Genomic DNA, 20,209 nt, shown 5'->3' on the forward strand with positions numbered 1-20,209 from the left:
TCCGACGCCGACCTCCCGGCGTGCCCGAACACTACGTCTACGTCGTCCAGTGCGCCGACGAATCGCTGTACACCGGGTACACCACGGACGTCGAACGGCGCGTCGCCGAACACGACGCGGGCGAGGGCGCGAAGTACACTCGCGGCCGGACGCCGGTCGAACTCGTCCACGTCGAGTCGTTCGACTCGAAGTCCGCGGCGATGTCTCGCGAGTACGAGGTAAAGCAGTTCTCGCGGCGGCGCAAAGAGCGATTGGTCGGATTGACCGAGTAGACGCGGAACGGCCCGTCTCGGGACGGGTTCTCTGCGGTGGCGCGGACCGAGCCGACTCGACAGGACCCTCAGTCGCAGTCGGCGGCGGCGACCGGTTCGCAGTCGAGTCGGACGGCGTGGTCGAACACCGCCTCGCCGAGAGAGACGAGTCGGTCTTCGATATCCTCGTCGACGAGTTCGTCGCCCTCGAACTTGTCGTACCCCTTTCTGATTCCGACCTGCTGCGGGACGACGTAGCCGTGGACGCCGCGGACGGTGCTTCGCATGTGTTCGAGCGTCGCGCCGTATGAGCCTCCACCGGCGACGGCGACGAGTCCGACGGCGGTGTCCTCGTAGTCGTCGAACGAGCAGTAGTCGTGGAAGTTGCGGAACGTAGAGGAGTACGACCCGTGATAGACGGGCGACCCGAGGACGACGCCGTCCGCCTCTCGGACCAGTCGGGTCAGGTGGGCGGACTCGCCTTGTTCGTCCTCGTCGGGGTGATAGAGCGGTAACTCCGCGCGACCGAGGTCCAGCATCTCCGTCTCGGCACCCGCCTCGCGCGCGGCGTCGAGGACGGTGCGAAGGGCTTTCAGGGTGTGGCTTCCGTCGCGCCTGCTTCCGCAGACGGCGATAACCTTCGTCATCGTTAGCGAACTGGACCCATCCGCTGAAAAGCCCGTCGGCAGCCAGTACGGAACGTCTACCGTCTCCGCGCCGTACCTTTTTGACGGACGCAACAGAGATTCACGTATGGACCAAATCTCCTTCGGAACCGACGGCTGGCGTGCGACGCTCGACACGTTCACCGACGACAGACTCAGAGTGGTCGGACAGGCGGTGGCGGACTACCTCTCGGACGAGGGGTACGACGCGCCGGTGTTCGTCGGGTACGACGCCCGCGAGACGTCGCCCGGGTTCGCCGAGTCGCTCGCGGAGGTGCTCGCGGGCAACGGCTTCGACGTTCTCCTCCCCGACCGGGACCGACCGACACCGCTCGTCGCCTACGCCATCGTCGAACGGGGACTCTCCGGTGCGCTCATGGTCACGGCGTCGCACAACCCCGCCGAGTACAACGGCGTGAAGTTCATCCCCTCGGACGGCGCGCCCGCCCTCCCCGACGTGACCGAAGCCATCGTCGAACGCCTCGCGGAACCGGACCTACTTCCCGAGGACGAACGCGGGACGATAGAGGAAGTGGACATCGTCTCCCCGCACGCGAAGCACGCGCGGGAACTCGTGGACGCCGACCTCTCGGGTCTCACCGTCGTCTACGACGCCATGCACGGGTCGGGCCGCGGCGTCACGGACGCCCTCCTCGAATCGGCGGGCGCGGAGGTCATCAGCATCCGCGACGAACAGGACCCGGACTTCGGCGGCAGTCCGCCGGAACCGAGCGCTGAAAATCTCGAACGGTTGGTCGAAACCGTCCGCGAGGAGGATGCCGACTTGGGCGTCGCGAACGACGGCGACTCGGACCGGGTGGCGTTCGTCACTCCCGAACGCGGCCACTTGGACGAGAACCTCTTTTTCGCCGCCGCCTACGACTACCTGCTCGAATCCGATAGCGGTCCCGCCGTCCGCACCGTCTCCACGACGTTCCTCATCGACCGCATCGCAGAAGCCCACGGCCAAGAGGTGTTCGAGACGCCGGTCGGCTTCAAGTGGGTCGCGGACGCCATGAAGGACCACGACGCCCTGATGGGCGGCGAAGAATCGGGCGGGTTCTCCGTCCGCGGACACGTCCGCGAGAAAGACGGCGTCCTGATGGGTCTTCTCGGCGCGGCGGCCACCGCCGCGGAACCGATGGACGAACGCGTCGACCGCCTCCTCTCGGAACACGGCGACATCGTCGCGGACAAGATAGGGCTCGAATGTCCCGACTCCGAGAAGGACCGCGTCATAGACGACTTAGACGGCGACCTCCCCGATCAGGTGGCCGGACGCGACATCGCGAAAGTCGTCACGCTCGACGGTTTCAAACTCCTCTTAGAAGACGGGTCGTGGCTGCTCGTGCGCCCCTCGGGGACGGAGCCGATGATGCGCGTCTACGCCGAGGCGTCGAGTCGGGAGGACGTCGATACCCTGCTGGAAGCGGGCCGCGAACTGGTCGCACCGCTCATCTGAGGACGCCCCGAAAGCGCCCCTCGGTTTCCGCCTCGCGCACCTCGAACCCGAGCGAGTCGTAGAACGGCCTCACGCTCTCGCGGAACTCCGCGGTCAGTTCGCCGTCGACCCGCGAATCGACCGCTTCGACCAACGCGGTTCCGACGCCCCGGCCGCGACGCTCTCGGCGGACCGCTATCTGTTCGATTTCGCGCCCGTCGAGGACGCAGACGCCGACCACGCGGCCGTCGGGGTCGCCCCCCGCGACGGCCACGAACACCGACCCCGCGTCGATTCGGCGGCGGACCGCCTCGGCGTCGGCGTCGAGCATCGCGCCGTCGAGGAGGAACATCGCGCTCCCGTGGTCGTCGAGGGTCGCCGCCCTGACCGCGAGCCCCATCTATCCGCCCTTGATTAGCCTGAGAACCTTCAGCTCTGACGATTCGACGGGCTGGTCCTCGGGGACGGGAGCGCCGTCGACGAGGACGGACACCTCGTGCGGGCTGAGGTCCACCGCGCGGACCACGTCGGCGTACGTCCCGCCGTCGCCCACCTCCACCTCGCGCGTCTCCTCCCCGACGACTTCGACGGTCACCTGCATGGCCGTGGCTCCGCCCGCCGCGGGTTTCAGGGTTTCTCTCCGTCCCTCGGGCGGTCTCTTCCGGCGTCGCTCGCACGCAACGCGGGTTCTTTATCAGTCGGGGGGACCGTGTGGGGCGTATGAGCGAGGCCGCAGACTCGGAGTCCACGCCGGCGGGCCGAGAGATATGGATAGAGAAGTACCGCCCGCAGACGTTGGACGACGTGTACGGGCAAGAGGACATCGTGGACCGTCTGAAGTCGTACATCGAGCAAGACGACCTCCCCCACCTCCTCTTTGCCGGACCGGCGGGCATCGGGAAGACGACCTGTGCGACGGCCATCGCGCGCGCCATCTACGGCGACGACTGGCGCGGCAACTTCCTCGAACTGAACGCGTCGGACCAACGCGGCATCGACGTGGTCCGCGACCGAATCAAGAACTTCGCGCGTTCGTCGTTCGGCGGGTACGACTACCGCGTCATCTTCTTGGACGAGGCCGACTCCCTCACGTCGGACGCGCAGTCCGCGCTCCGCCGAACGATGGAGCAGTTCTCCGACAACACTCGCTTCATCCTCTCGTGTAACTACTCTTCGAAGATCATCGACCCCATCCAGTCGCGGTGCGCCGTCTTCCGCTTTTCTCCGCTCTCCGACGACGCCGTCGGAGCGCAGGTCGAAGATATCGCGGAGACCGAGGGAATCGAACTCACCGAGGACGGACTCGACGCCCTCGTCTACGCGGCGGGCGGGGACATGCGCCGCGCCATCAACTCCCTGCAGGCCGCGGCGACGACGGGCGACGTGGTGGACGAGGAGGCGGTGTACATGATAACCTCCACCGCCCGCCCCGAGGACATAGAGGAGATGGTCGTCGCGGCCATCGACGGCGACTTCCTCGGCGCGCGGTCGAAGTTGGAGACGCTCCTCGTCGATACGGGGATGGCGGGCGGCGACATCATCGACCAACTCCACCGGTCGGTGTGGGACTTCGACCTGGACGAACGAGCGACCGTCCGCCTGATGGAACGCATCGGCGAGGCGGACTACAGAATCACCGAGGGCGCGAACGAACAGGTGCAACTCGAAGCGTTGCTGGCGTCTCTCGCGGGCGCGTCGGACGAGTAGCCTCGACTCCCCGTCTCTTCTCGTTTACTCGGTCCCGGTGAACTCGAAGCGCGCCCCGCCGGTCGCCGACTCGCACAGCGTCACCGACCAGTCGTGCGCCTCGGCGATTCGGCGGACGATGGGGAGGCCGTAGCCGATTCCGTCGCCGCCCGTCGTCTCGCCCGGTTCGAACACCGCGTCGCGGCGGTCGGGGGCGATGCCGGGGCCGTCGTCTTCGACGTAGAACCCGTCTGCCGACGCCAACGGACCGACGGTGACCGTCACCGCAGACTCTCGTTCCCGGGTAGCGCCGTGCTCTACGGCGTTCCGAAAGAGGTTCCCGAGGAGTTCGTCGAGTCGGTCACCGTCTGCGACCACCGTCGCGGTCGCCGGAACCGAGAGCGTCGCGTCGGGGGCGTCGACGGTCTGCCACGCCCGACACGCGACCTCTCCGAGGTCGACCGGTTCGGGGTCGCCGACGACCGCGCCCTGCCGCGCCAACGAGAGCAGGTCGTCGATGAGCGTCTCCATCCGAACGAGCGCCTCTCGCACCGCCTCGAACGACTCCTCTGACTCCGTCTCGCGGGCCAGTTCGAGGTGCCCGCGCGCGACCGAAAGCGGGTTCCGCAGGTCGTGGCTGACGATGTTCGTGAACTCCGCTAACCGCTCGTTTTGCCGTTCGAGTTCCGCCTCCCTGCGCTTTCGTTCCGTGATGTCGGTGTACAGCGCGAACCCCTCGTCTGCCCTCCCGCCGGAGGCGAACGGCACGACGTTCAGGATGAAGTCGCGTTCGCCGTCGGGCCCGCACCGGCGGACTTCGCTGCGATGACTCTCGCCGTCCACGACGCGCAGTTCGGCGGCGTCCGTCACGCCGTCGGGGACGACCAACTCCGTCAGGTCCCGTCCGACGGCCTCCGACGCCTCGACGCCGAACGTCTCCTCGAACGTCCGGTTGACCTCTCGCACCCGCACCGTGCCCGACGCGCCGTCGATTTCGTACGCGACGGCGGCGTCGGACACCTGCTCGAAGAGGGCGGTCGAGCGGTCGCGTTCCTCGCGGAGGCCGTCCTCGGCGCGGATTCTGTCGGCGGTCACGGCGACGTGCGCCATCAGGAGTTCGGCGAGTTCGGCGTCCGTCTCGTCGAACGCGTCCGGCAGCGAGGACGCCGCTTGAAACACCGCCACGTCGCCGATGGGGACGCTCAGCCCCGACCGGTACGTCGATTTCGCCGGTTCGGCGTCCTCGTCTTCGGCCATGTCGGTGACCACGTGCGTCTCGCCGGTCAGATGCGTCTTCGCGGCGATGCTGCCGTCGTCGAGCGAGAGTTTCTGGACGCCGTCCTCCGCTACCCCCGAGGACGCGGCGACAGGGGTGATGTCGTCTCCGTCCACGACGCCGATGTTGCAGATGTCGAACGCGAGTACGTCCTCCGCCACGGCTACGGCCCGTTCGAACAACTCTTCGAGGTCCGTCACCGCCGCGAGTTCGACCGCGCCGCCGTGAAGCGCCTCGACCCGTTCTCGGCCCCTGCGGACGGTCTCTTCGGATTCGATTCGGGCCGCCGTCTCCGCCGCGTAGGAGACGAGCAGTTCCGCGAGATGAAAGTCAGTCAAGTCGAACGAGCCGACCGTCGTCGAGAACGCCTGGAAGACGCCGAACTCCCCGATGGGGATGCTCACGACCGACCGGTGGTCCGGGTCGTTCGGGGCCGCCGCCGGATGTTCGCGGACGTCGTCGACGAGGACGGACTCGCCGGACCAGTACGTCTCTCCGAGGATACCCGTGTCGTCGGGAACGGTGTGGTCGAGTTCGAGGGTGCCGACGTTCGCGCAGACGCGGAAGCGGTCGCCCTCGTGGACGCATATCGTCGAGTTGTCGAAGTCGAGTATCTCGTCTGCGATGTCGAGGGTGCGGGCGAACAGTTCCGACGTCGTCTCCGCGGCGACGAGTGCGGTGGTGCCCTCGTAGAGACGTTGGAGGCGTGACCGTTCGTCGATCGTACTGACCGAACTCTCCGTCCCGGCGGCCGACGGTTCGCGGCGCGGACCGCGGGCCAAGAGCCACCGAACCTGCGTCTCGAGCATCGCCGTCTCGCCGCGCGGGACGAACGCGTCGAACCGGCCGGGGTCGGGCACGTCCTCCGGGTCGAAGTCGGTGTAACAGACGGTCGGGGCCGTCGTCTCGACGACTCGTGCGGGGTCCGTGACGACGACGACGCCGCAGTCGCGGCGTCGGTCCGGATAGCCGTCGCTCGCGGACAGTTCGATACCCGCACCGAAATCGACGTCCGGTACCGCTTCCCCTGTCACGAACCACACAGTCTCGCGTTCGGACACGTCAGTTCCGCTAATAACGACTGAGACCGGGCATAACGCTTCCGGCTCCGAGGTACGCCGCTCGGGGAGGGGCGACCGTCAGTTCAGCACCCAAAACTGGTAGTTGAGGAGGGTGGCGAACGCCGTCCACAGGAGGTACGGGGTTACGAGCGCCGCCGCCCGTCGGTCGATGCGGGCGAAGAGCGCCGTCGTCGCTCCGACGCCGAGGAGCAACGGGACGATGACGACGAGTCCGTACGCGGGCGACCGGAGACCGAAGAACGCCCCCGACCACGCGGCGTTCAACACCAGTTGGCCGAGGAAGACGACGAGGGCGAGGCGAGTCCGTCCGTCCGCGGACCGAGACACGAGAAACGCCGCCGTCCCCATCAGGACGTACAACGTTATCCAGACGGGCCCGAACACCCAGTTCGGCGGCGCGAACCACGGTTCCACGAGCGTCGGATACCACGTCCGAACCGCCGTCCCCGACAGCCCGTTTCCGACGACGCCCGCCAGTAGCGACACCCCCACCCACACTATCCACTCGCCTATCGACCGCCCCGAGACCGTCTCGCGTATCTCCATAGGGGAACAAGGCGCGACGACGGGTTAGCAGTATCGCCGACTCGGCGACGGAGTGGGGGCGAGAGCCGCCGGGAGCGCGGGGCTCGTTTCTCCGATTTCGGGGGAGAAACGAAGTCGAAACCGGCGGCTCGGGCCCAGCGTACCCGGAACTGTTTTACCCGGTCGTAGGTCAATCACGGGTAATGAGCGAACTCGAAGAGGAGTATCGCCTCGACTACTTCGAGGAAGAGGGGTTCCACCGGAAGCAGTGTCCCGTGACGGACGCGTACTTCTGGACGCGCGACCCCGACCGAGAGACCTGCGGCGAACCGCCCGCCGACGACTACACCTTCATCGACAACCCCGGATTCGACGAGGAGTACACGCTCGAGGAGATGCGAGAGAAGTTCCTCTCGTTTTTCGAGGAACACGGCCACGAGCGCATCGAACCGTACCCGGTCGCGGCGAACCGCTGGCGCGACGACGTTCTCCTGACGCAGGCGTCCATCTACGACTTCCAACCGCTCGTCACGAGCGGTCAGACGCCGCCGCCGGCGAACCCGCTGACCATCTCTCAACCCTGCATCCGGATGCAGGACATCGACAACGTCGGCAAGACGGGACGCCACACGATGGCGTTCGAGATGATGGCGCACCACGCGTTCAACGCCCGCGAGGAGGTGGGCGACGAGTACGCCTACTCCGGCGAGGTGTACTGGAAAGACGAGACGGTCGAACTCTGCGACGAGTTCTTCGAGCACATGGGCGCCGACTTAGAGGAGATAACGTACATCGAGGACCCGTGGGTCGGCGGCGGAAACGCCGGTCCCGCCTTCGAGGTGCTGTACCGCGGCGCGGAACTGGCGACGCTCGTCTTCATGTCGATGGAACAGGACCCCGAGGGCGACTACGAGATGAAAGACGGCAACCGGTACTCGCCGATGGACACCTACATCGTCGACACCGGCTACGGACTCGAACGCTGGGCGTGGGTGTCGCAGGGCACCGCTACCGTCTACGAAGCCGTCTACCCCGACATGATTCAGTTCCTCAAGGAGAACGCGGGCATTTCGCTCTCCGAGGAGGAGGAGGCCCTCGTCCACCGCGCCGCCAAACTGTCGGGCTACCTCGACATAGACGAGGTAGACGACGTGTACGAGGCGCGCGTCGATATCGCGGAGCAACTCGACGTGGACGCCGAGGAACTGACGGAACTGCTCCGCCCTCTCGAAGACATCTACGCCATCGCCGACCACTGCCGAACCCTCGCGTACATGTTCGGCGACGGTATCGTGCCGTCGAACGTCGGCACCGGCTACCTCGCGCGGATGGTGCTCCGGCGGACGAAACGCCTCGTGGACAACGTCGGCATCGACGCCCCGTTGGACGAACTGGTGGACATGCAGGCCGAACGACTCGACTACCGGAACCGCGACACCATCCGCGACATCGTCCGAACGGAAGAGCGGAAGTACCGCGAGACGCTCGAACGCGGCACGCGGAAGGTCCGCGCTCTCGCCGACGAGTACGCCGACTCCGGCGACCCGATTCCGGTCGAGGAACTCATCGAACTGTACGACTCCCACGGCATCCAACCGGACATGGTCGAGGAGATAGCCGACGAACGGGGCGCGACGGTCGATATGCCGGACGACTTCTACTCGCTGGTCGCCGACAGACACGAGGGTGAGGGCGGCACCCGCGAGGCGACCGCCCGCGACGAACGCATCGCCGACCTGCCCGAAACGGAGCGTCTCTACTACGACGACCAGGAGCGAACGGAGTTCGAGGCGGTCGTCCTCGACGTCTTCGAACGCGACGACGGCTACGACGTGGTTCTCGACCAGACGATGTTCTACCCCGAGGGCGGCGGCCAACCCGCGGACCACGGAACGCTCTCTTCCGACGAGACGACGGTGGAGGTAACGGACGTCCAGCGAATCGACGGCGTCGTCCTCCACCGCGCGGACGACGACCCCGGGAAAGGCGAGTTCGTCCGCGGGAAAGTCGACGCGACGCGCCGGAATCGCCTGATGCGACACCACACCGCGACGCACGTGGTCGGCCACGCCGCGCGGGAGGTCCTCGGCGACCACGTCCGACAGGCGGGCGCACAGAAGGGAACCGACCGCGCGCGCTTCGACGTGACGCATTACGAACGCATCACCCGCGAGGAGGTAGAGGAGATAGAACGCCTCGCGAACGACATCGTGATGCGGAACCTCCCGGTCAAACAGCAGTGGCCCGACCGCCACGAGGCAGAAGAGCGGTACGGCTTCGATCTGTATCAGGGCGGTATCCCGCCGGGACAGAACATCCGCGTCATAACCGTCGGCGACGACGTGCAGGCCTGCGGCGGGACACACGTAAAGTACACCGGCGACATCGGGACGATAAAGATTCTGAACACGGAACCGGTCCAAGACGGCATCGAGCGAATCGTCTTCGCCGCTGGCGACGCGGCCATCGACGCGACGCACCGGACGGAGAACGCCCTGTACGAGGCCGCCGAAATTCTCGACGTGAACCCCGAGAACGTGCCCGAGACCGCAGAGCGCTTTTTCACCGAGTGGAAACAGCGGGGCAAGACCATAGACCGCCTGAAGACGGAACTCGCGGAGGCGCGCGCCGCCGCGGGGGCCGACGAGGTGGACATCGAGGGAACGCCCGCCGTCGTCCAACGCGTCGAGGGCGACGCCGAGGAACTCCGCGCGACGGCGAACGCCATCGTCGACGAGGGGAACGTCGCCGTTCTCGGCTCCGCCGCGGGCGGAAGCGCGCAGTTCGTCGTCGGCGTCCCCGACGGCGTCGGCATCAACGCCGGAGAGGTCGTCGGCGAACTCGCCGGACGCGTCGGCGGCGGCGGGGGCGGCCCGCCGGACTTCGCACAGGGCGGCGGCCCGAACGTGGACGAACTCGACGAGACGCTCGAAGCGGCACCCGACGTCCTCCGGACGGTCCTGAACGCGTAGGTACCGCACCGGGGGCACAGTCACCGTTTCCGACGTATTCCGGCGCGTGGACCGGCACAAAGCAAGATTTATCCTGTCGTATCTGTGTACGTGTACGAAGCGGATGAAACTATCCGAACGGGCCCCGGACGTTCCGCCCACCGCGACGAGTGTTCTCGTCTTGCAGTCTTCGGAGCCGTCGTCTTCGAACCGGGCCGCAAAGCGCCTCCTCGTTCCTCGGGAAGGCGGCGTCCGCGTCGCGGGCGTGTCGTTCGCTCGGTCGCCGGACGACTGGGGCGCAGACTGGCGGGACGCTCTCGGCCGGTCGCCGGAGGCGGCGGCCGTCGTCACCGACGCGGAGTCGGACAGGCGCGACGCCGGTCCGTCCGTCTACACGGTCTCGTCGCCCGGTGACCTCACCGGCATCGGGATGAAACTCTCCGCGTGTCTCTCCGAGTGGGAGGGGACGGACGCGGACGTGGTGGTCGTCGTCGAATCGCTCACCCATCTGTTGCAGTACGCGCAGTTAGAGACGCTGTATCGGTTCTTACACGTTCTCGTCGGCCGCATCGACGCCGTCGGTGCCCGCGGTCTGTTCTTCTTCGACCCGACGACGCGCGACGAGATGACCGTGAACACGCTGAAGACCCTGTTCGACGCCGTCGTCGAACGCCGCGGCGACGACGGGTGGGCCGTCGCCAGTCGGTAGGCCCGTCGGTTCGGTGCCGTAAAGACGCCGCCGCAGAGAGAGGCGACTATGCCTACCGCATCGAACGGAAGCGTCGACCTGTACTACGAGGCCGACGGCGAGGGAGAGACGGTGGCGTTCGTCGGCGACGCTGGCTACGGGGCGTGGCAGTGGGGGTGGCAACACGCCGCCGTCGCCGGTCCCTACGAGAGTCTCGTCTCGGACCTGCGCGGGACCGGCCGGTCCGACGCGCCGCCCGGCCCCTACACCGTCGGAACGCTCGTCGACGACCTCGTGGCGGTCCTCGCGGACTACGGCGTCAGGAAGGCGCACGTCGTCGGCGCGGGACTCGGCGGGATGGTCGCCCTCGAGGCGGCGCGAACCACGTCGCGCGTCCGGAGTCTCGCGGTGTTCGGAACCGCCGCGTACGGCGGCGGAATCGACCTCTCGCCGTTGTTCGGTGCGCCGACTGACGCGGAGGAACTCGGGGAGTCGCTCTCTGCGGCGTTCTCCGACCGGTTCGTCGAGGCGCACCCCGACGTCGTCGAACAGATAGTCGAGTGGCGCAGCGAAGAGGACGCAGACCGGGAGGCGTGGGAGGCGCAAGCCGCCGCAGTCGAGCGATTCGCGGCCGACGACCTCTACGAGATATCCGACCCCGCGGTGGTCGTCCACGGCACCGACGACGCCGTCTGGCCGGTCGAACGCGCAGAGGAACTCGCGGAGGGACTCCCTCGCGGGGAGTTCGTCCCCGTCGAGGGGGCGGGCCACCTCGCGCACGTCGAGGCGTCGAGGGTCGTCAACGACGAACTCCTGCGGTTTCTCGACGAACCGTAGACGGGGGTTTCGAGGCCCCCACGACACGTCCGAGAGCGCGGCACGACGCGCCACAGACGCAAAGCACTTCTCCGAAGAAGACGTTTCGAGCGACAATGGGGCAGGGAGGTTCTCGTCTTCGATTCGCCGTTCTGGACGCATCGCACAGAGACCCGAACACGCGGCGTAACTTCCGCCGCGAACTCGACGCCGACCTCGCGGAGTTCGACGCGGCGGGCGGCGAACTGCCGACGCACTATTCGTTCGACGGCGTCGTCGTCACCGGGTCTCGGTCCTCGGTCTACTGGGACGAACCGTGGATCGAATCGCTCGTCTCGTACGTTTCGGACGCGCACGCCGCGGGTCTCCCGATTCTCGGCGTCTGTTACGGCCACCAGGTTCTGGCGACGGCCCTCGGCGGCCGCGTCGAGGGGATGGGCGAGTACGAACTCGGCTACAGAGAGGTGCGTCACTCCGGCGACGACCTGTTCGAGGGCGTCGACGAGTCGTTCACCGTCTTCACGACGCACTCGGACACCGTCGTCGAACTCCCGCCGGGCGCGGAACTCGTCGCGGAGAACGACTACGGCGTCCACGCGTTCCGGAACGGTCACGCGTGGGGCGTCCAGTTCCACCCCGAGTACGACCGGACGACCGCAGAGTCGGTCACCCGGGGGAAGGACCTCCCCGAGGAACGCATCGAGTCCGTCGTCGCGGGCATCGACGCCGAGAACTACGAGGCGGCCTGCGAGGCAAAGCGCCTCTTCGACAACTTCGTCTCGTACGCCGCACGCGTCCGCGACGAGGCCGACGGTGCGGACGAATCCGAGGCGACGGTCTGAATCCGAGGCGACGGTCTGACGCGTCCGATTCGCCGGTCGCCGGGGACGCCTTCGACGCACCGAAGCGGTCACCGGCCCGGAAAAACTCATCTCCTGCCGTTGGTGTGCGCTGTGTGCTACTCTCAAACACACCTTTATACCGCACGGAGTGTAGTTCCTCCCGGAGTAAGACAATGACCGCTCCGGCACACGACTGCCCGACGACGCTGGATTTGAGCCGCCAAGAGGCGTGGGTTCTCCACACCGCCCTCCTCGATACCGTGGAACGGGAACTCGACGAGGGGAACGACGCCGAACGGGCGCTTACCCTCTTGGTCCGCCTCGAAGAGGGGAAACGTTTCGACCGCGAGCAACTGAAGTATCTGACCTCGGTGCTTCGGTCGTACATCGACGGAGGCGTCCCGCCGCGCGACCGCAGTCCGGCGAGAGACATCCTCCAGAACGTCCAGACCGCCCTCGCGTGAGCGTTCGCCGTCGGGCGAGGCGGTCAGGCCGCCCCGTCTGTTTTCACTCGTCGTCCGCGTTTCGTTGTTCTGTCTCGCCGTCCCAGTAGTCGACCGCGTCCTCTCGACGGAAGTAGCCGGAGACGGTGCGTTCCTCCCGCCCGCCGGGCGGTGACCCGGCGAACACGCCCACCTTCTCCGAGTCGGGATAGACGGTCACGTCCGGGTCGCGCATCGTCGAGACGGCGAGATAGCGGAGGGGTTCGTCGCCGTCGTTCCGCAGGCGGTGCGCGCCCGACTCGTCGGCGTGGAACACGGCGAAGTCGCCGGGTTCGACGCTCGATTCGCCCGCCGGCGTCCGAAGGACGCCCGTCCCCGAGACGACGTACACCACCTCCTCGTTGCCCGTGTGGTAGTGGTAGGGCCACGACGACGCGCCCGGCGGGAGTTCGTACAGACTCGCGCCGAGGCGGTCGGCGTTCGCGGCCACGCCGAGTTGCTTCCGCCGAAACCGCATCGCTCCGTGTTCTCTCTCGGACCACTCGATGTCTGATTCGTTGACGCGTGGCATGGCCTCCGAGACGCGCGCCCGTCACTTATCTGTCATCCACGCCGACGGCCGCCTCTCGTCTTCGAGGCGGACGCTTTAGTACGCCCGAGTGACTACGTCCGTCAAATGGGAATCGACCCCAACTTCGACAAGAATCGGGAGACGGCGGGCGAGGAAAACGGAGTAACCGTCTGGGGACCGGTCGAACCGCCCGAAACGCTCGGCATCCACGGGACGCACGTCGCCGTCGATTACGACATCTGCGTCGCCGACGGCGCGTGTCTGGAGAACTGCCCGGTGGACGTGTTCACGTGGGTGGACACGCCCGACCACCCGGAAAGCGAGACGAAGGTCGAACCGACGCGCGAGGACCAGTGTATCGACTGTATGCTCTGCGTCGATATCTGCCCCGTGGACGCAATCGACGTGGACCCCGGACGCGCCGGGCGAACCTGACCGACCGATATTTGACGGACGGGGCCGTCTCGCCGCCATGCGACTCATCCACACCGCACTCGACGTGTCGGACGTAGACGCGACGCTCGATTTCTACGAGACGCTCGGACTCGAATTCGCCCACGAGTTCACCTTAGACGGCGTCCGCAACGTCTACGTCGGCGGCGAGGACGGACTGGAACTGCAGTTCAAGTACGACCCAGAGAGCGACGAGTCGGTGGACCCCTCGGGCGTGGACCACGTCGCCGTCGAAGTCGACGACGTGGACGCGGAGTTCGACCGCATCGTCGAGGAGACGGGCTGTCCGGTCGTCCACGAACCGATGACGATAGAGGAGGCCAACGCCCGCGCCGCGTTCGTCGAGGACCCCGACGGCTACGCCGTCGAACTGGTCGGATTTCTGGACTGAGAGCGGAGACGCGCGCCTCGGCGGGTAGTTATTAGTTCTCGGCGGACCAACATCTTCCCGAGATGGCAGACGAAGTCACGGACTTACTGAAGAAGGCGTATCAGGACGAACTCGAGACCGTAATGAACTACCTGTCGAACTCTATCGTCCTCGACGGCGTCCACGCCGAAGAGGTCAAAGAGTCGCTTCAGGAAGACATCCAAGAGGAACTCGGCCACGCCGAGATGATCGGAAATCGCCTGAAGCAACTCGACGCCCACCCGCCGGGGTCCGCCGAGTTCGAGGCGAACCAGATGGACCTGCAACCGCCCGAAGACAGCACGGACGTCGTCTCCGTCATCGAGGGCGTTCTCAGCGCCGAAGAGGACGCAATCGAGACGTACCGCAATCTGGTGCATCTGGCGGAGGAAGCCGACGACCCCGTGACAGAGGACCTCGCGGTCACCATCCTCGCCGACGAGGAGGCCCACCGCACGGAGTTCCGCGGGTTCAACAAAGAGTACCCGCGAGACTGAGGCCGACGTCTCGTCGCTTTCTTTTTCGAGGAGAGCCCCCGTCCCGAGGTGATGGCGAGGGCAACCGGACGACTACGGACCCGCACGGCGGTCTCTCGTTCGACGAGCAGACGTCGGACCCCGCGGGCGTCGTGGCGGTTCAGTCCGTCTCGAGGCCGCCACGGCCGAACTCGCCGGGAAAATCACTAACTGCGCGGCGGTGTTCGTCCCCGACGATGACGAACGACGAAACACCGCTCGACACCGGCGAAATCGAGGACAGAATCGACCAACTGGGACGGTACTCTCGGTTCGTCAGAGCCGGGTTCGGCGTCATCCTCGTCGCGTTCCTACTCGCTCTCGTCGGCAGACTCCCGTACAACCTCGACAGCGTTCCCGGCGCAGTGGACGCCATCCTCATGCCTCTCATCTTCGTCGGCATGGGACTGCTGTTGTTCGGTATCGGGATGCATCTCCACGTCATGCATCTCAACGTCGTGGCGCAACTGCGGAGAAGACGCTCCGACGACGAGACGGGGACGGACTCCTGACTGCCCCCTCTTCGCCCGGCGTCAGTCCGCCGCCGCGGGCGTCGTGCCGTCGTCGCTCTCCGTCCCCGCGACGGCCCCCCGTTTCGACTCCAACGCCTCCACGAGGAGTTCCGCCACGTCGATAATTTCGATGTCGTCTTCGAAGTCGCCCGTCTTGCGGCCGTCCTCGTACATCGTCCCGCACATCGGGCAGGCGACGACGAACTTCTCGACTGCGCTCCCCGCGTCGGTGTCTTCGAGGGCCTCTCGGAGGCGTTCCTCGCTCGGTTTCTCCGTCTCGTCGTGGTCCATCCAGAGGCCGCCGCCGCCCCCGCCGCAACAGAACGAATCCTCGCGGTTACGGGGCATCTCCGCTAACTGCACGCCCGTCGCGCGGACGAGTTCCCGCGGGGCTTCGTACTCGTCGTTGTACCGGCCGAGGTGACAGGGGTCGTGGTACGTGACGGCGTAGTCGAGTTCCGTCCCGTCGAGTTCGATGCGGTCGTCTCTCACCAGCGATTCGACCACCTGCGTGTAGTGGTAGATGGGGTAGTCGAAGTCGGGGTCCATCTCGGGGTACTCGTTTTCGAACGTGTTGTACGAATGGGGGTCCGTACAGACCACTTTCTCGAACTCGCAGGCGTCGAACGCGGCGGCGTTGTCCTCGACGAGCATCTCGTAGAGTCCCTCCTCGCCGACGCGGCGCACGTCGTTGCCGTCGTTCTGTTCGTCCTCGTAGAGGATGCCGTAGGAGACGCCCGCGAGTTCGAACAGACGGGCCAGAGAGCGCGCGACGCGGCGGTTCCGCTCGTCGTAGGAGGGGTAGTCGCCGACGTACCAGAGGAACTCCACCGACTCCTCGCGGGCGTCGGGCACCTCGAAGTCGAGTTCTTCCGTCCACTCGGGTCGCTTGCGGGCCGGGTCGCCGAACGCGTTGCCGTTCTGGAAGACGTTCATCATCGCCTCTTGGACGGGTTCCTGCATCTGACCCGTCTCGGTGAGGCGGCGGTTCATCTCAGTGAAGTGGGTGAGGTGTTCGATATCGACCGGACAGGAGTCCATGCAGGCCATGCAGGCGACGCACGACTCCATCGTCTCGGCGTCGATGACCGACCGGCCGCCGTCGGCGACGATGTCCATCGGTTCCGTCTCCCCGGCGTCGAGACTCTCGCGGTAGGACTTCAAGTCGAGAATCACGTCGCGGGGATCGAGGGGGCGTCCCGCCGCCTTCGCGGGACAGACGGACGAACACCGGCCGCACTTGGTGCAGGCGTCGGTGTCGAGCAGTTGCTTCCACGAGAGGTCCTCGATTCCCGTGTAGCCTATCTCGTCCGGGGCGGCGTCTTCGGGGACGCCCGGCAGTCGCTTGCCCGCCTTCTCGTCTGCGGCGACGACGTTCGCGAACGAGGATATCATGTGGAACGGCTTCGCGTACGGGAGAAAGGCGACGAACCCGAGAGCGACGATGGCGTGCGACCACCAGCCGACCCAGTAGAGTGTCTCCGCGAGTCCGGTCGTCATCCCCGCGGCGTCGAAGACGAGAGCGACGAAGTAGCCGACGAAAGACACCGTCTCGAAGTCGGGAAACTCCGTGCCGACGATGCGGAGGCCCTCTATGACGTAGCCGCCGACGCCGAGGACGAAGAGCGTCCAGACGAAGATGTCGTCTTCGAAACCGGTGTGTTTGCCCCACAGGCGGTCCTGTCGGACGACGTAGCGGCGGTAGATGGCCATCCCGACGCCGACGACGAACAGGAAGCCGAGCGCGTCCATCACGAACGAGTACGAGAGGTAGAAGTCGCCGACGAAGAACGACTCCTGTCCGAGCAGTTTCGTCCAGATGTCCATGTCGACCATCAGGATGGTCGTCCCGATGAGAAGCGTCAGAAAGCCCCAGAGGATGAACGCGTGCATCAATCCGGCGAACGCGTCCCGGTCGAACTGCTTCTCGTTCGAGAGGACCACCCGCGACGCCCGGAGGACTCGCCCCGGAAGGTCGGAGACCCTGTCGAAGGGGTCGCTCCCGCCGCGGGCGTACCGCGCGAACCGGTCGTAGACGCCGTAACAGAAGACCAAGATGGCCATCGCGGCGAGACCGTAGAAGAGCGCCTCGCCCACCGGCCCGATAGTCCAAAACGTCTCGCGGGTCGGCTCCGCCTGCAAGAGTGTCATGGTCGATAAGCCGGGAAGCGCGGGATTAAATCTTGCCACCATCGGCCCGCTTATCCGACAGACGGGAAGGGGTAGGGGGCCGACGCGCCGGGCGTCGAAACGACTCGCCGGGTCTCAGAGTACCGCGCCGACGACCAACGCCGCGGACAGAGCCACTCCGACGGCGTCCGCGCGAGAAAACGAGAGTTCCGGAAGCGTCGGATTCCACGCGAAACACCGCGCTTGGAGCGCGAGAGCGAACCGGTCAGATCGGAGAAAGAGGCGGCGGATGCCCGTCTCCACGACGAGTCGAATCCGCTCGCGGAGTCCGCGCCTGTCGCCGAGTCGCGCGTCCATCGCCGAGCGAATCGTCGCCATGTCCCGCCTGAGAAGGGGGAGAAACCGCAGGACGAACCCCACGCCCGCGCCGACGAGGACGCCGACGCGCCCGGGGACGACGCGTTGGATGGCCGCCCGCGAATCCCGCACCGGCGTCGTCCGAATGTACGCGGTGCTCACGAGGAGGACGAGGACGACGCGGTAACTCGAAAGCGCGGGGTAGACGGCGGCGTCGGGGACGACGTACGGGGGTCGGACCGTTATCGCCGCCACGACGGGACCGGCGACGAGGAAGGGAAGGAAGCTCCGGTACGCCCGAATCGCCCCGAACAGGGGCGTCCGCGCCGCCGCGAGGACGCCGAGGGCGACGAGAGTCAGCACCGCGAGTCCGCGGGGCGTCGTGTGTGCGAACGCCGCGACGGCGAACGCCGCCTGAAAGCCGAGTTTCGTCCGCGGGTCGAGTCGGTGGGCGACGGAGTCACCCGGGGCGTAGGAGAACACGTCAGCACCCTCGACCGGAGTCTGGCGGTCGGACGCCGAGTTCCCGAAGGCGGGCGGGCGAGGGGGCGGGCGAGTCGAGTTCGACGCACCCCTCCGACATCACCACCGTCCGGTCCGCGAGGGCGGAGACGTCCCGCAGGTCGTGCGTGACGACGACGATGCCGGTGCCCGAATCGCGCAGGTGTTCGAGTCTGTCGAGGACGGCCGTCCGCGCGGGCCAATCGAGGCCGGTGAACGGTTCGTCCAACACGAGGTGGTCCGGTTCCATCGCCAACGCGCCCGCGATCGCGACGCGTTCTCGTTCGCCGCCGGACAACGCCTCGATGCGGTCGTCGGCCCTGTCGGCCATGCGGACGGCCGCCAGCGCCGACTCGACGCGCCGAGTTATCTCCGCTCTGTCGAGGCCGAGGTTCTCCGGGCCGAACGCCACGTCCGCGCCGACGGTGGAGGCGACGAAGCCGTCGCGGGGGTCTTGAAACACCATGCCGACGGCGGTTCGGGCGGCCACCACGTCCTCTTCGACGGGACGACCGTTCACCTCGACGGTCCCCGAATCGGGCGAGAGCAGGCCGTTGAACTGGCGGACCAGCGTGGTCTTTCCGGACCCGTTCGGCCCCGCGAGGAGGACGAACGACCCGTCGTCTACGGTCAGACTCACCTCGTCTACGGCCACCGCGTCGCCGTACCGGTGAGTGAGGTTGCGGACCGAAATCATCGGGCGTGGTGCCTCACGGCGTCACCGCGCGACGATGGCGTCGCTTCGCGTGACCGCCGCCGCGATGGCCACCTTCACCGCGCCCACGGGAAGGAACGGGAGAACGACCGTCGAGACGGCGGCGGCGAGGCCGATACCCTGAACGAGAGAGAATCCGACCGCGCCGAACGCGTAGATGGCCGCCGACCCGACGACCATCGCGGCGACGAGTCGCGGGAGGGGGATGTCGCCGGGCGCGGTGAGGCTACCGGGGCCGTGTGCCACCAGTCCCACTGCCGCCGCGGCGACGGGAAATCCGACGACGAACCCGCCCGTCGGGCCGAGGACGACGCCCAGACCGCTTGCGCCGCCGGCGAACACTGGGAGGCCGACGACGCCCCCGACGGCGTAGAGGACGAACGAGACGCCCGCCCAGAGGGGGCCGAGGACGACGCCCGCGAGGAACACCCAGAGCGTCTGGAGCGTTATCGGGACGTTCGGTACGAGCGGGTGAACCAAATCGACTGGTGCCGTCGCACTCGTCACCGCGGCGAAGAGCACCGCGCGGGCGAGGTTCCGCGTGGACTCGTCGCCGACGAGTTCGACGGACTCCGTATCGGTCGCCATGCCTCGTCCTGCCTCGTAAACGACAATGAATGGTTCGGTTGACGACGGCGGTTCTCCGTCCAGGTCGCCCGACAGTCCGGAATTTGGGAGCGCGTTCCCAGTAAGTTTTTCCTGTATCGAGCCCTGAAACATCCACGCATGGACGAGAAGACGGCCAAACTCCGAGACATCTTCATCGATGCCACGGGGGGAGACACCGCGACGGAGAGCCAAGAGGAGAGTCCGGGGTCGTTGGTCGGCGGCGACGACGGGCGGGTGACCGAACGCGTGGACGAACTCGTCGCGCGGATGCGAGACCGCTACGAGTTCGAGAGTCGCCTCGACGCCGCGGACCTCAGACGGGTCGTCTTCGGCTTCTACGAGAACGAGGACGACGCCGCCGTCGCCGCCGCACTCGACGCCGAGGCGGACGCGGAGGCGGTGTTCGTCGCGCGGATGGACCTCCACCTCGTCGCGGACTCCGACAGACCGAGTCTGTCGGGCAACCGAGGTTCCCTCGGTGACTCGGACCGAGACGCGCCGTTCGACTTCTCGGACCTCAAAGCACTCGTCGTCGAGGGCGCGGACGACGGGACGTGCGCCGCGGAACTGGACGCCGACGAGGAAACGGTCGCACGCTACCGCCGCGTCGTCGAGGCGACGAGGGAGGCGACGCAAGCGAACGACCGGTACCGAGACGAGTTCGAGGAGTTGCTCACGGACGTGGACCTCTCGTCGCGCCTCGACGTGGACGCCCGCCACGACGGCCTCAGAGACGCCACCGAGGACATCGAATCGAACGTCTCGTTTTGA

23 protein-coding genes are annotated in these 20,209 nt (G+C 66.9%); 13 read left to right on the plus strand and 10 right to left on the minus strand.

The features are described from left to right. The first annotated feature begins 20 nt into the window (after positions 1 to 20). Entirely contained in the window at positions 21 to 272 is a 252-nt protein-coding gene (locus tag BM167_RS00985; RefSeq protein ID WP_092887461.1) for a GIY-YIG nuclease family protein, read from the plus strand. Positions 273 to 340: 68 nt separating this feature from the next. On the opposite strand, the gene BM167_RS00990 is transcribed toward BM167_RS00985, so the two are convergent. After that, complete coding sequence (locus BM167_RS00990) at positions 341 to 898, minus strand: NADPH-dependent FMN reductase (protein ID WP_092887464.1); 558 nt, start codon at positions 896 to 898, stop codon at positions 341 to 343. Positions 899 to 1,004: 106 nt separating this feature from the next. Here BM167_RS00990 and BM167_RS00995 point away from each other — a divergent pair, with 106 nt between their 5' ends. Beyond that, on the plus strand, positions 1,005 to 2,378 hold the full coding sequence (locus tag BM167_RS00995; RefSeq protein ID WP_092887467.1) for a phosphoglucomutase/phosphomannomutase family protein: 1,374 nt from the start codon (positions 1,005 to 1,007) through the stop codon (positions 2,376 to 2,378). Here the strand turns inward: BM167_RS00995 and BM167_RS01000 are convergent. Together BM167_RS01000 and samp2 are read right to left on the minus strand one after the other, a co-directional pair. After that, complete coding sequence (locus tag BM167_RS01000) at positions 2,371 to 2,757, minus strand: GNAT family N-acetyltransferase (RefSeq protein WP_218153753.1); 387 nt, start codon at positions 2,755 to 2,757, stop codon at positions 2,371 to 2,373. The genes BM167_RS00995 and BM167_RS01000 overlap by 8 nt on opposite strands. Continuing rightward, positions 2,758 to 2,958, minus strand: coding sequence for a ubiquitin-like small modifier protein SAMP2 (gene samp2, locus BM167_RS01005; RefSeq protein ID WP_092887470.1), 201 nt, complete (start codon positions 2,956 to 2,958; stop codon positions 2,758 to 2,760). 119 nt (positions 2,959 to 3,077) lie between these two features. Between samp2 and BM167_RS01010 the strand changes: the two genes are divergently transcribed. Then, positions 3,078 to 4,064, plus strand: a complete 987-nt coding sequence (locus BM167_RS01010) for a replication factor C small subunit (protein WP_092887473.1) — start codon at positions 3,078 to 3,080, stop codon at positions 4,062 to 4,064. 24 nt (positions 4,065 to 4,088) lie between these two features. Here BM167_RS01010 and BM167_RS01015 read toward each other — a convergent pair whose 3' ends face one another. Then, a complete protein-coding gene (locus BM167_RS01015) occupies positions 4,089 to 6,353 on the minus strand; it encodes a GAF domain-containing sensor histidine kinase (RefSeq protein ID WP_177213256.1) in 2,265 nt (754 codons plus the stop codon). A gap of 105 nt (positions 6,354 to 6,458) precedes the next feature. Continuing rightward, positions 6,459 to 6,947, minus strand: coding sequence for a TspO/MBR family protein (locus BM167_RS01020; RefSeq protein WP_092887479.1), 489 nt, complete (start codon positions 6,945 to 6,947; stop codon positions 6,459 to 6,461). 182 nt (positions 6,948 to 7,129) lie between these two features. Here BM167_RS01020 and alaS point away from each other — a divergent pair, with 182 nt between their 5' ends. The 5 genes from alaS to BM167_RS01045 all read left to right on the plus strand — a co-directional run bounded on the left by alaS (position 7,130) and on the right by BM167_RS01045 (position 12,687). Beyond that, positions 7,130 to 9,898, plus strand: coding sequence for an alanine--tRNA ligase (alaS, locus tag BM167_RS01025; RefSeq protein WP_092887482.1), 2,769 nt, complete (start codon positions 7,130 to 7,132; stop codon positions 9,896 to 9,898). A gap of 103 nt (positions 9,899 to 10,001) precedes the next feature. Continuing rightward, positions 10,002 to 10,586, plus strand: a complete 585-nt coding sequence (locus tag BM167_RS01030) for a DUF7504 family protein (protein WP_092887485.1) — start codon at positions 10,002 to 10,004, stop codon at positions 10,584 to 10,586. Positions 10,587 to 10,634: 48 nt separating this feature from the next. Then, positions 10,635 to 11,402 carry an alpha/beta fold hydrolase gene (locus BM167_RS01035; protein WP_092887488.1) on the plus strand — a complete coding sequence of 256 codons (768 nt, stop codon included), beginning with the start codon at positions 10,635 to 10,637 and terminating at the stop codon, positions 11,400 to 11,402. A 95-nt stretch (positions 11,403 to 11,497) separates the two neighbouring features. After that, entirely contained in the window at positions 11,498 to 12,223 is a 726-nt protein-coding gene (locus BM167_RS01040) for a type 1 glutamine amidotransferase (RefSeq protein ID WP_092887491.1), read from the plus strand. A gap of 173 nt (positions 12,224 to 12,396) precedes the next feature. Then, the gene (locus BM167_RS01045; RefSeq protein WP_092887494.1) at positions 12,397 to 12,687 is read left to right on the plus strand and encodes a DUF7853 family protein; all 291 of its coding nucleotides are present in this window, start codon (positions 12,397 to 12,399) and stop codon (positions 12,685 to 12,687) included. A gap of 43 nt (positions 12,688 to 12,730) precedes the next feature. Here BM167_RS01045 and BM167_RS01050 read toward each other — a convergent pair whose 3' ends face one another. Beyond that, positions 12,731 to 13,237: a cupin domain-containing protein gene (locus tag BM167_RS01050; protein ID WP_092887497.1), complete on the minus strand. Its 507-nt coding sequence runs from the start codon at positions 13,235 to 13,237 to the stop codon at positions 12,731 to 12,733. Positions 13,238 to 13,342: 105 nt separating this feature from the next. On the opposite strand from BM167_RS01050, the gene BM167_RS01055 reads away from it, so the two are divergent. The 4 genes from BM167_RS01055 to BM167_RS01070 all read left to right on the plus strand — a co-directional run bounded on the left by BM167_RS01055 (position 13,343) and on the right by BM167_RS01070 (position 15,126). Continuing rightward, on the plus strand, positions 13,343 to 13,672 hold the full coding sequence (locus tag BM167_RS01055; RefSeq protein WP_092887500.1) for a 4Fe-4S dicluster domain-containing protein: 330 nt from the start codon (positions 13,343 to 13,345) through the stop codon (positions 13,670 to 13,672). A gap of 37 nt (positions 13,673 to 13,709) precedes the next feature. Next, the gene (locus BM167_RS01060; protein WP_092887503.1) at positions 13,710 to 14,081 is read left to right on the plus strand and encodes a VOC family protein; all 372 of its coding nucleotides are present in this window, start codon (positions 13,710 to 13,712) and stop codon (positions 14,079 to 14,081) included. Between the two features lie 62 nt (positions 14,082 to 14,143). Further along, entirely contained in the window at positions 14,144 to 14,596 is a 453-nt protein-coding gene (locus BM167_RS01065; RefSeq protein WP_092887506.1) for a ferritin-like domain-containing protein, read from the plus strand. Positions 14,597 to 14,811: 215 nt separating this feature from the next. Beyond that, positions 14,812 to 15,126, plus strand: a complete 315-nt coding sequence (locus BM167_RS01070) for a hypothetical protein (protein ID WP_092887509.1) — start codon at positions 14,812 to 14,814, stop codon at positions 15,124 to 15,126. Between the two features lie 21 nt (positions 15,127 to 15,147). Here BM167_RS01070 and BM167_RS01075 read toward each other — a convergent pair whose 3' ends face one another. The 4 genes from BM167_RS01075 to BM167_RS01090 form a co-directional block, all read right to left on the minus strand. Beyond that, a complete protein-coding gene (locus BM167_RS01075; RefSeq protein ID WP_092887512.1) occupies positions 15,148 to 17,277 on the minus strand; it encodes a (Fe-S)-binding protein in 2,130 nt (709 codons plus the stop codon). Positions 17,278 to 17,391: 114 nt separating this feature from the next. After that, positions 17,392 to 18,096: an energy-coupling factor transporter transmembrane component T family protein gene (locus tag BM167_RS01080; protein WP_092887515.1), complete on the minus strand. Its 705-nt coding sequence runs from the start codon at positions 18,094 to 18,096 to the stop codon at positions 17,392 to 17,394. A gap of 1 nt (position 18,097) precedes the next feature. Continuing rightward, entirely contained in the window at positions 18,098 to 18,811 is a 714-nt protein-coding gene (locus tag BM167_RS01085) for an energy-coupling factor ABC transporter ATP-binding protein (RefSeq protein WP_092887518.1), read from the minus strand. A 21-nt stretch (positions 18,812 to 18,832) separates the two neighbouring features. Continuing rightward, positions 18,833 to 19,417, minus strand: coding sequence for a biotin transporter BioY (locus BM167_RS01090; RefSeq protein ID WP_092887521.1), 585 nt, complete (start codon positions 19,415 to 19,417; stop codon positions 18,833 to 18,835). Positions 19,418 to 19,555: 138 nt separating this feature from the next. Here BM167_RS01090 and BM167_RS01095 point away from each other — a divergent pair, with 138 nt between their 5' ends. After that, positions 19,556 to 20,209 carry a conditioned medium-induced protein 4 gene (locus BM167_RS01095; RefSeq protein ID WP_092887524.1) on the plus strand — a complete coding sequence of 218 codons (654 nt, stop codon included), beginning with the start codon at positions 19,556 to 19,558 and terminating at the stop codon, positions 20,207 to 20,209.

Source organism: Halopelagius inordinatus, assembly GCF_900113245.1.
GTDB classification, from domain to species: domain Archaea; phylum Halobacteriota; class Halobacteria; order Halobacteriales; family Haloferacaceae; genus Halopelagius; species Halopelagius inordinatus.

What these genes read in the sequence shown, in the direction of transcription:
- BM167_RS00990 (WP_092887464.1), bottom strand. Translation starts at nt 898, where the DNA reads ATGACGAAGGTTATCGCCGTCTGCGGAAGCAGGCGCGACGGAAGCCAC.
- BM167_RS00995 (WP_092887467.1), top strand. Translation starts at nt 1,005, where the DNA reads ATGGACCAAATCTCCTTCGGAACCGACGGCTGGCGTGCGACGCTCGAC.
- BM167_RS01000 (WP_218153753.1), bottom strand. Translation starts at nt 2,757, where the DNA reads ATGGGGCTCGCGGTCAGGGCGGCGACCCTCGACGACCACGGGAGCGCG.
- samp2 (WP_092887470.1), bottom strand. Translation starts at nt 2,958, where the DNA reads ATGCAGGTGACCGTCGAAGTCGTCGGGGAGGAGACGCGCGAGGTGGAG.
- BM167_RS01010 (WP_092887473.1), top strand. Translation starts at nt 3,078, where the DNA reads ATGAGCGAGGCCGCAGACTCGGAGTCCACGCCGGCGGGCCGAGAGATA.
- BM167_RS01020 (WP_092887479.1), bottom strand. Translation starts at nt 6,947, where the DNA reads ATGGAGATACGCGAGACGGTCTCGGGGCGGTCGATAGGCGAGTGGATA.
- alaS (WP_092887482.1), top strand. Translation starts at nt 7,130, where the DNA reads ATGAGCGAACTCGAAGAGGAGTATCGCCTCGACTACTTCGAGGAAGAG.
- BM167_RS01030 (WP_092887485.1), top strand. Translation starts at nt 10,002, where the DNA reads ATGAAACTATCCGAACGGGCCCCGGACGTTCCGCCCACCGCGACGAGT.
- BM167_RS01035 (WP_092887488.1), top strand. Translation starts at nt 10,635, where the DNA reads ATGCCTACCGCATCGAACGGAAGCGTCGACCTGTACTACGAGGCCGAC.
- BM167_RS01040 (WP_092887491.1), top strand. Translation starts at nt 11,498, where the DNA reads ATGGGGCAGGGAGGTTCTCGTCTTCGATTCGCCGTTCTGGACGCATCG.
- BM167_RS01045 (WP_092887494.1), top strand. Translation starts at nt 12,397, where the DNA reads ATGACCGCTCCGGCACACGACTGCCCGACGACGCTGGATTTGAGCCGC.
- BM167_RS01050 (WP_092887497.1), bottom strand. Translation starts at nt 13,237, where the DNA reads ATGCCACGCGTCAACGAATCAGACATCGAGTGGTCCGAGAGAGAACAC.
- BM167_RS01055 (WP_092887500.1), top strand. Translation starts at nt 13,343, where the DNA reads ATGGGAATCGACCCCAACTTCGACAAGAATCGGGAGACGGCGGGCGAG.
- BM167_RS01060 (WP_092887503.1), top strand. Translation starts at nt 13,710, where the DNA reads ATGCGACTCATCCACACCGCACTCGACGTGTCGGACGTAGACGCGACG.
- BM167_RS01065 (WP_092887506.1), top strand. Translation starts at nt 14,144, where the DNA reads ATGGCAGACGAAGTCACGGACTTACTGAAGAAGGCGTATCAGGACGAA.
- BM167_RS01070 (WP_092887509.1), top strand. Translation starts at nt 14,812, where the DNA reads ATGACGAACGACGAAACACCGCTCGACACCGGCGAAATCGAGGACAGA.
- BM167_RS01075 (WP_092887512.1), bottom strand. Translation starts at nt 17,277, where the DNA reads ATGACACTCTTGCAGGCGGAGCCGACCCGCGAGACGTTTTGGACTATC.
- BM167_RS01085 (WP_092887518.1), bottom strand. Translation starts at nt 18,811, where the DNA reads ATGATTTCGGTCCGCAACCTCACTCACCGGTACGGCGACGCGGTGGCC.
- BM167_RS01090 (WP_092887521.1), bottom strand. Translation starts at nt 19,417, where the DNA reads ATGGCGACCGATACGGAGTCCGTCGAACTCGTCGGCGACGAGTCCACG.
- BM167_RS01095 (WP_092887524.1), top strand. Translation starts at nt 19,556, where the DNA reads ATGGACGAGAAGACGGCCAAACTCCGAGACATCTTCATCGATGCCACG.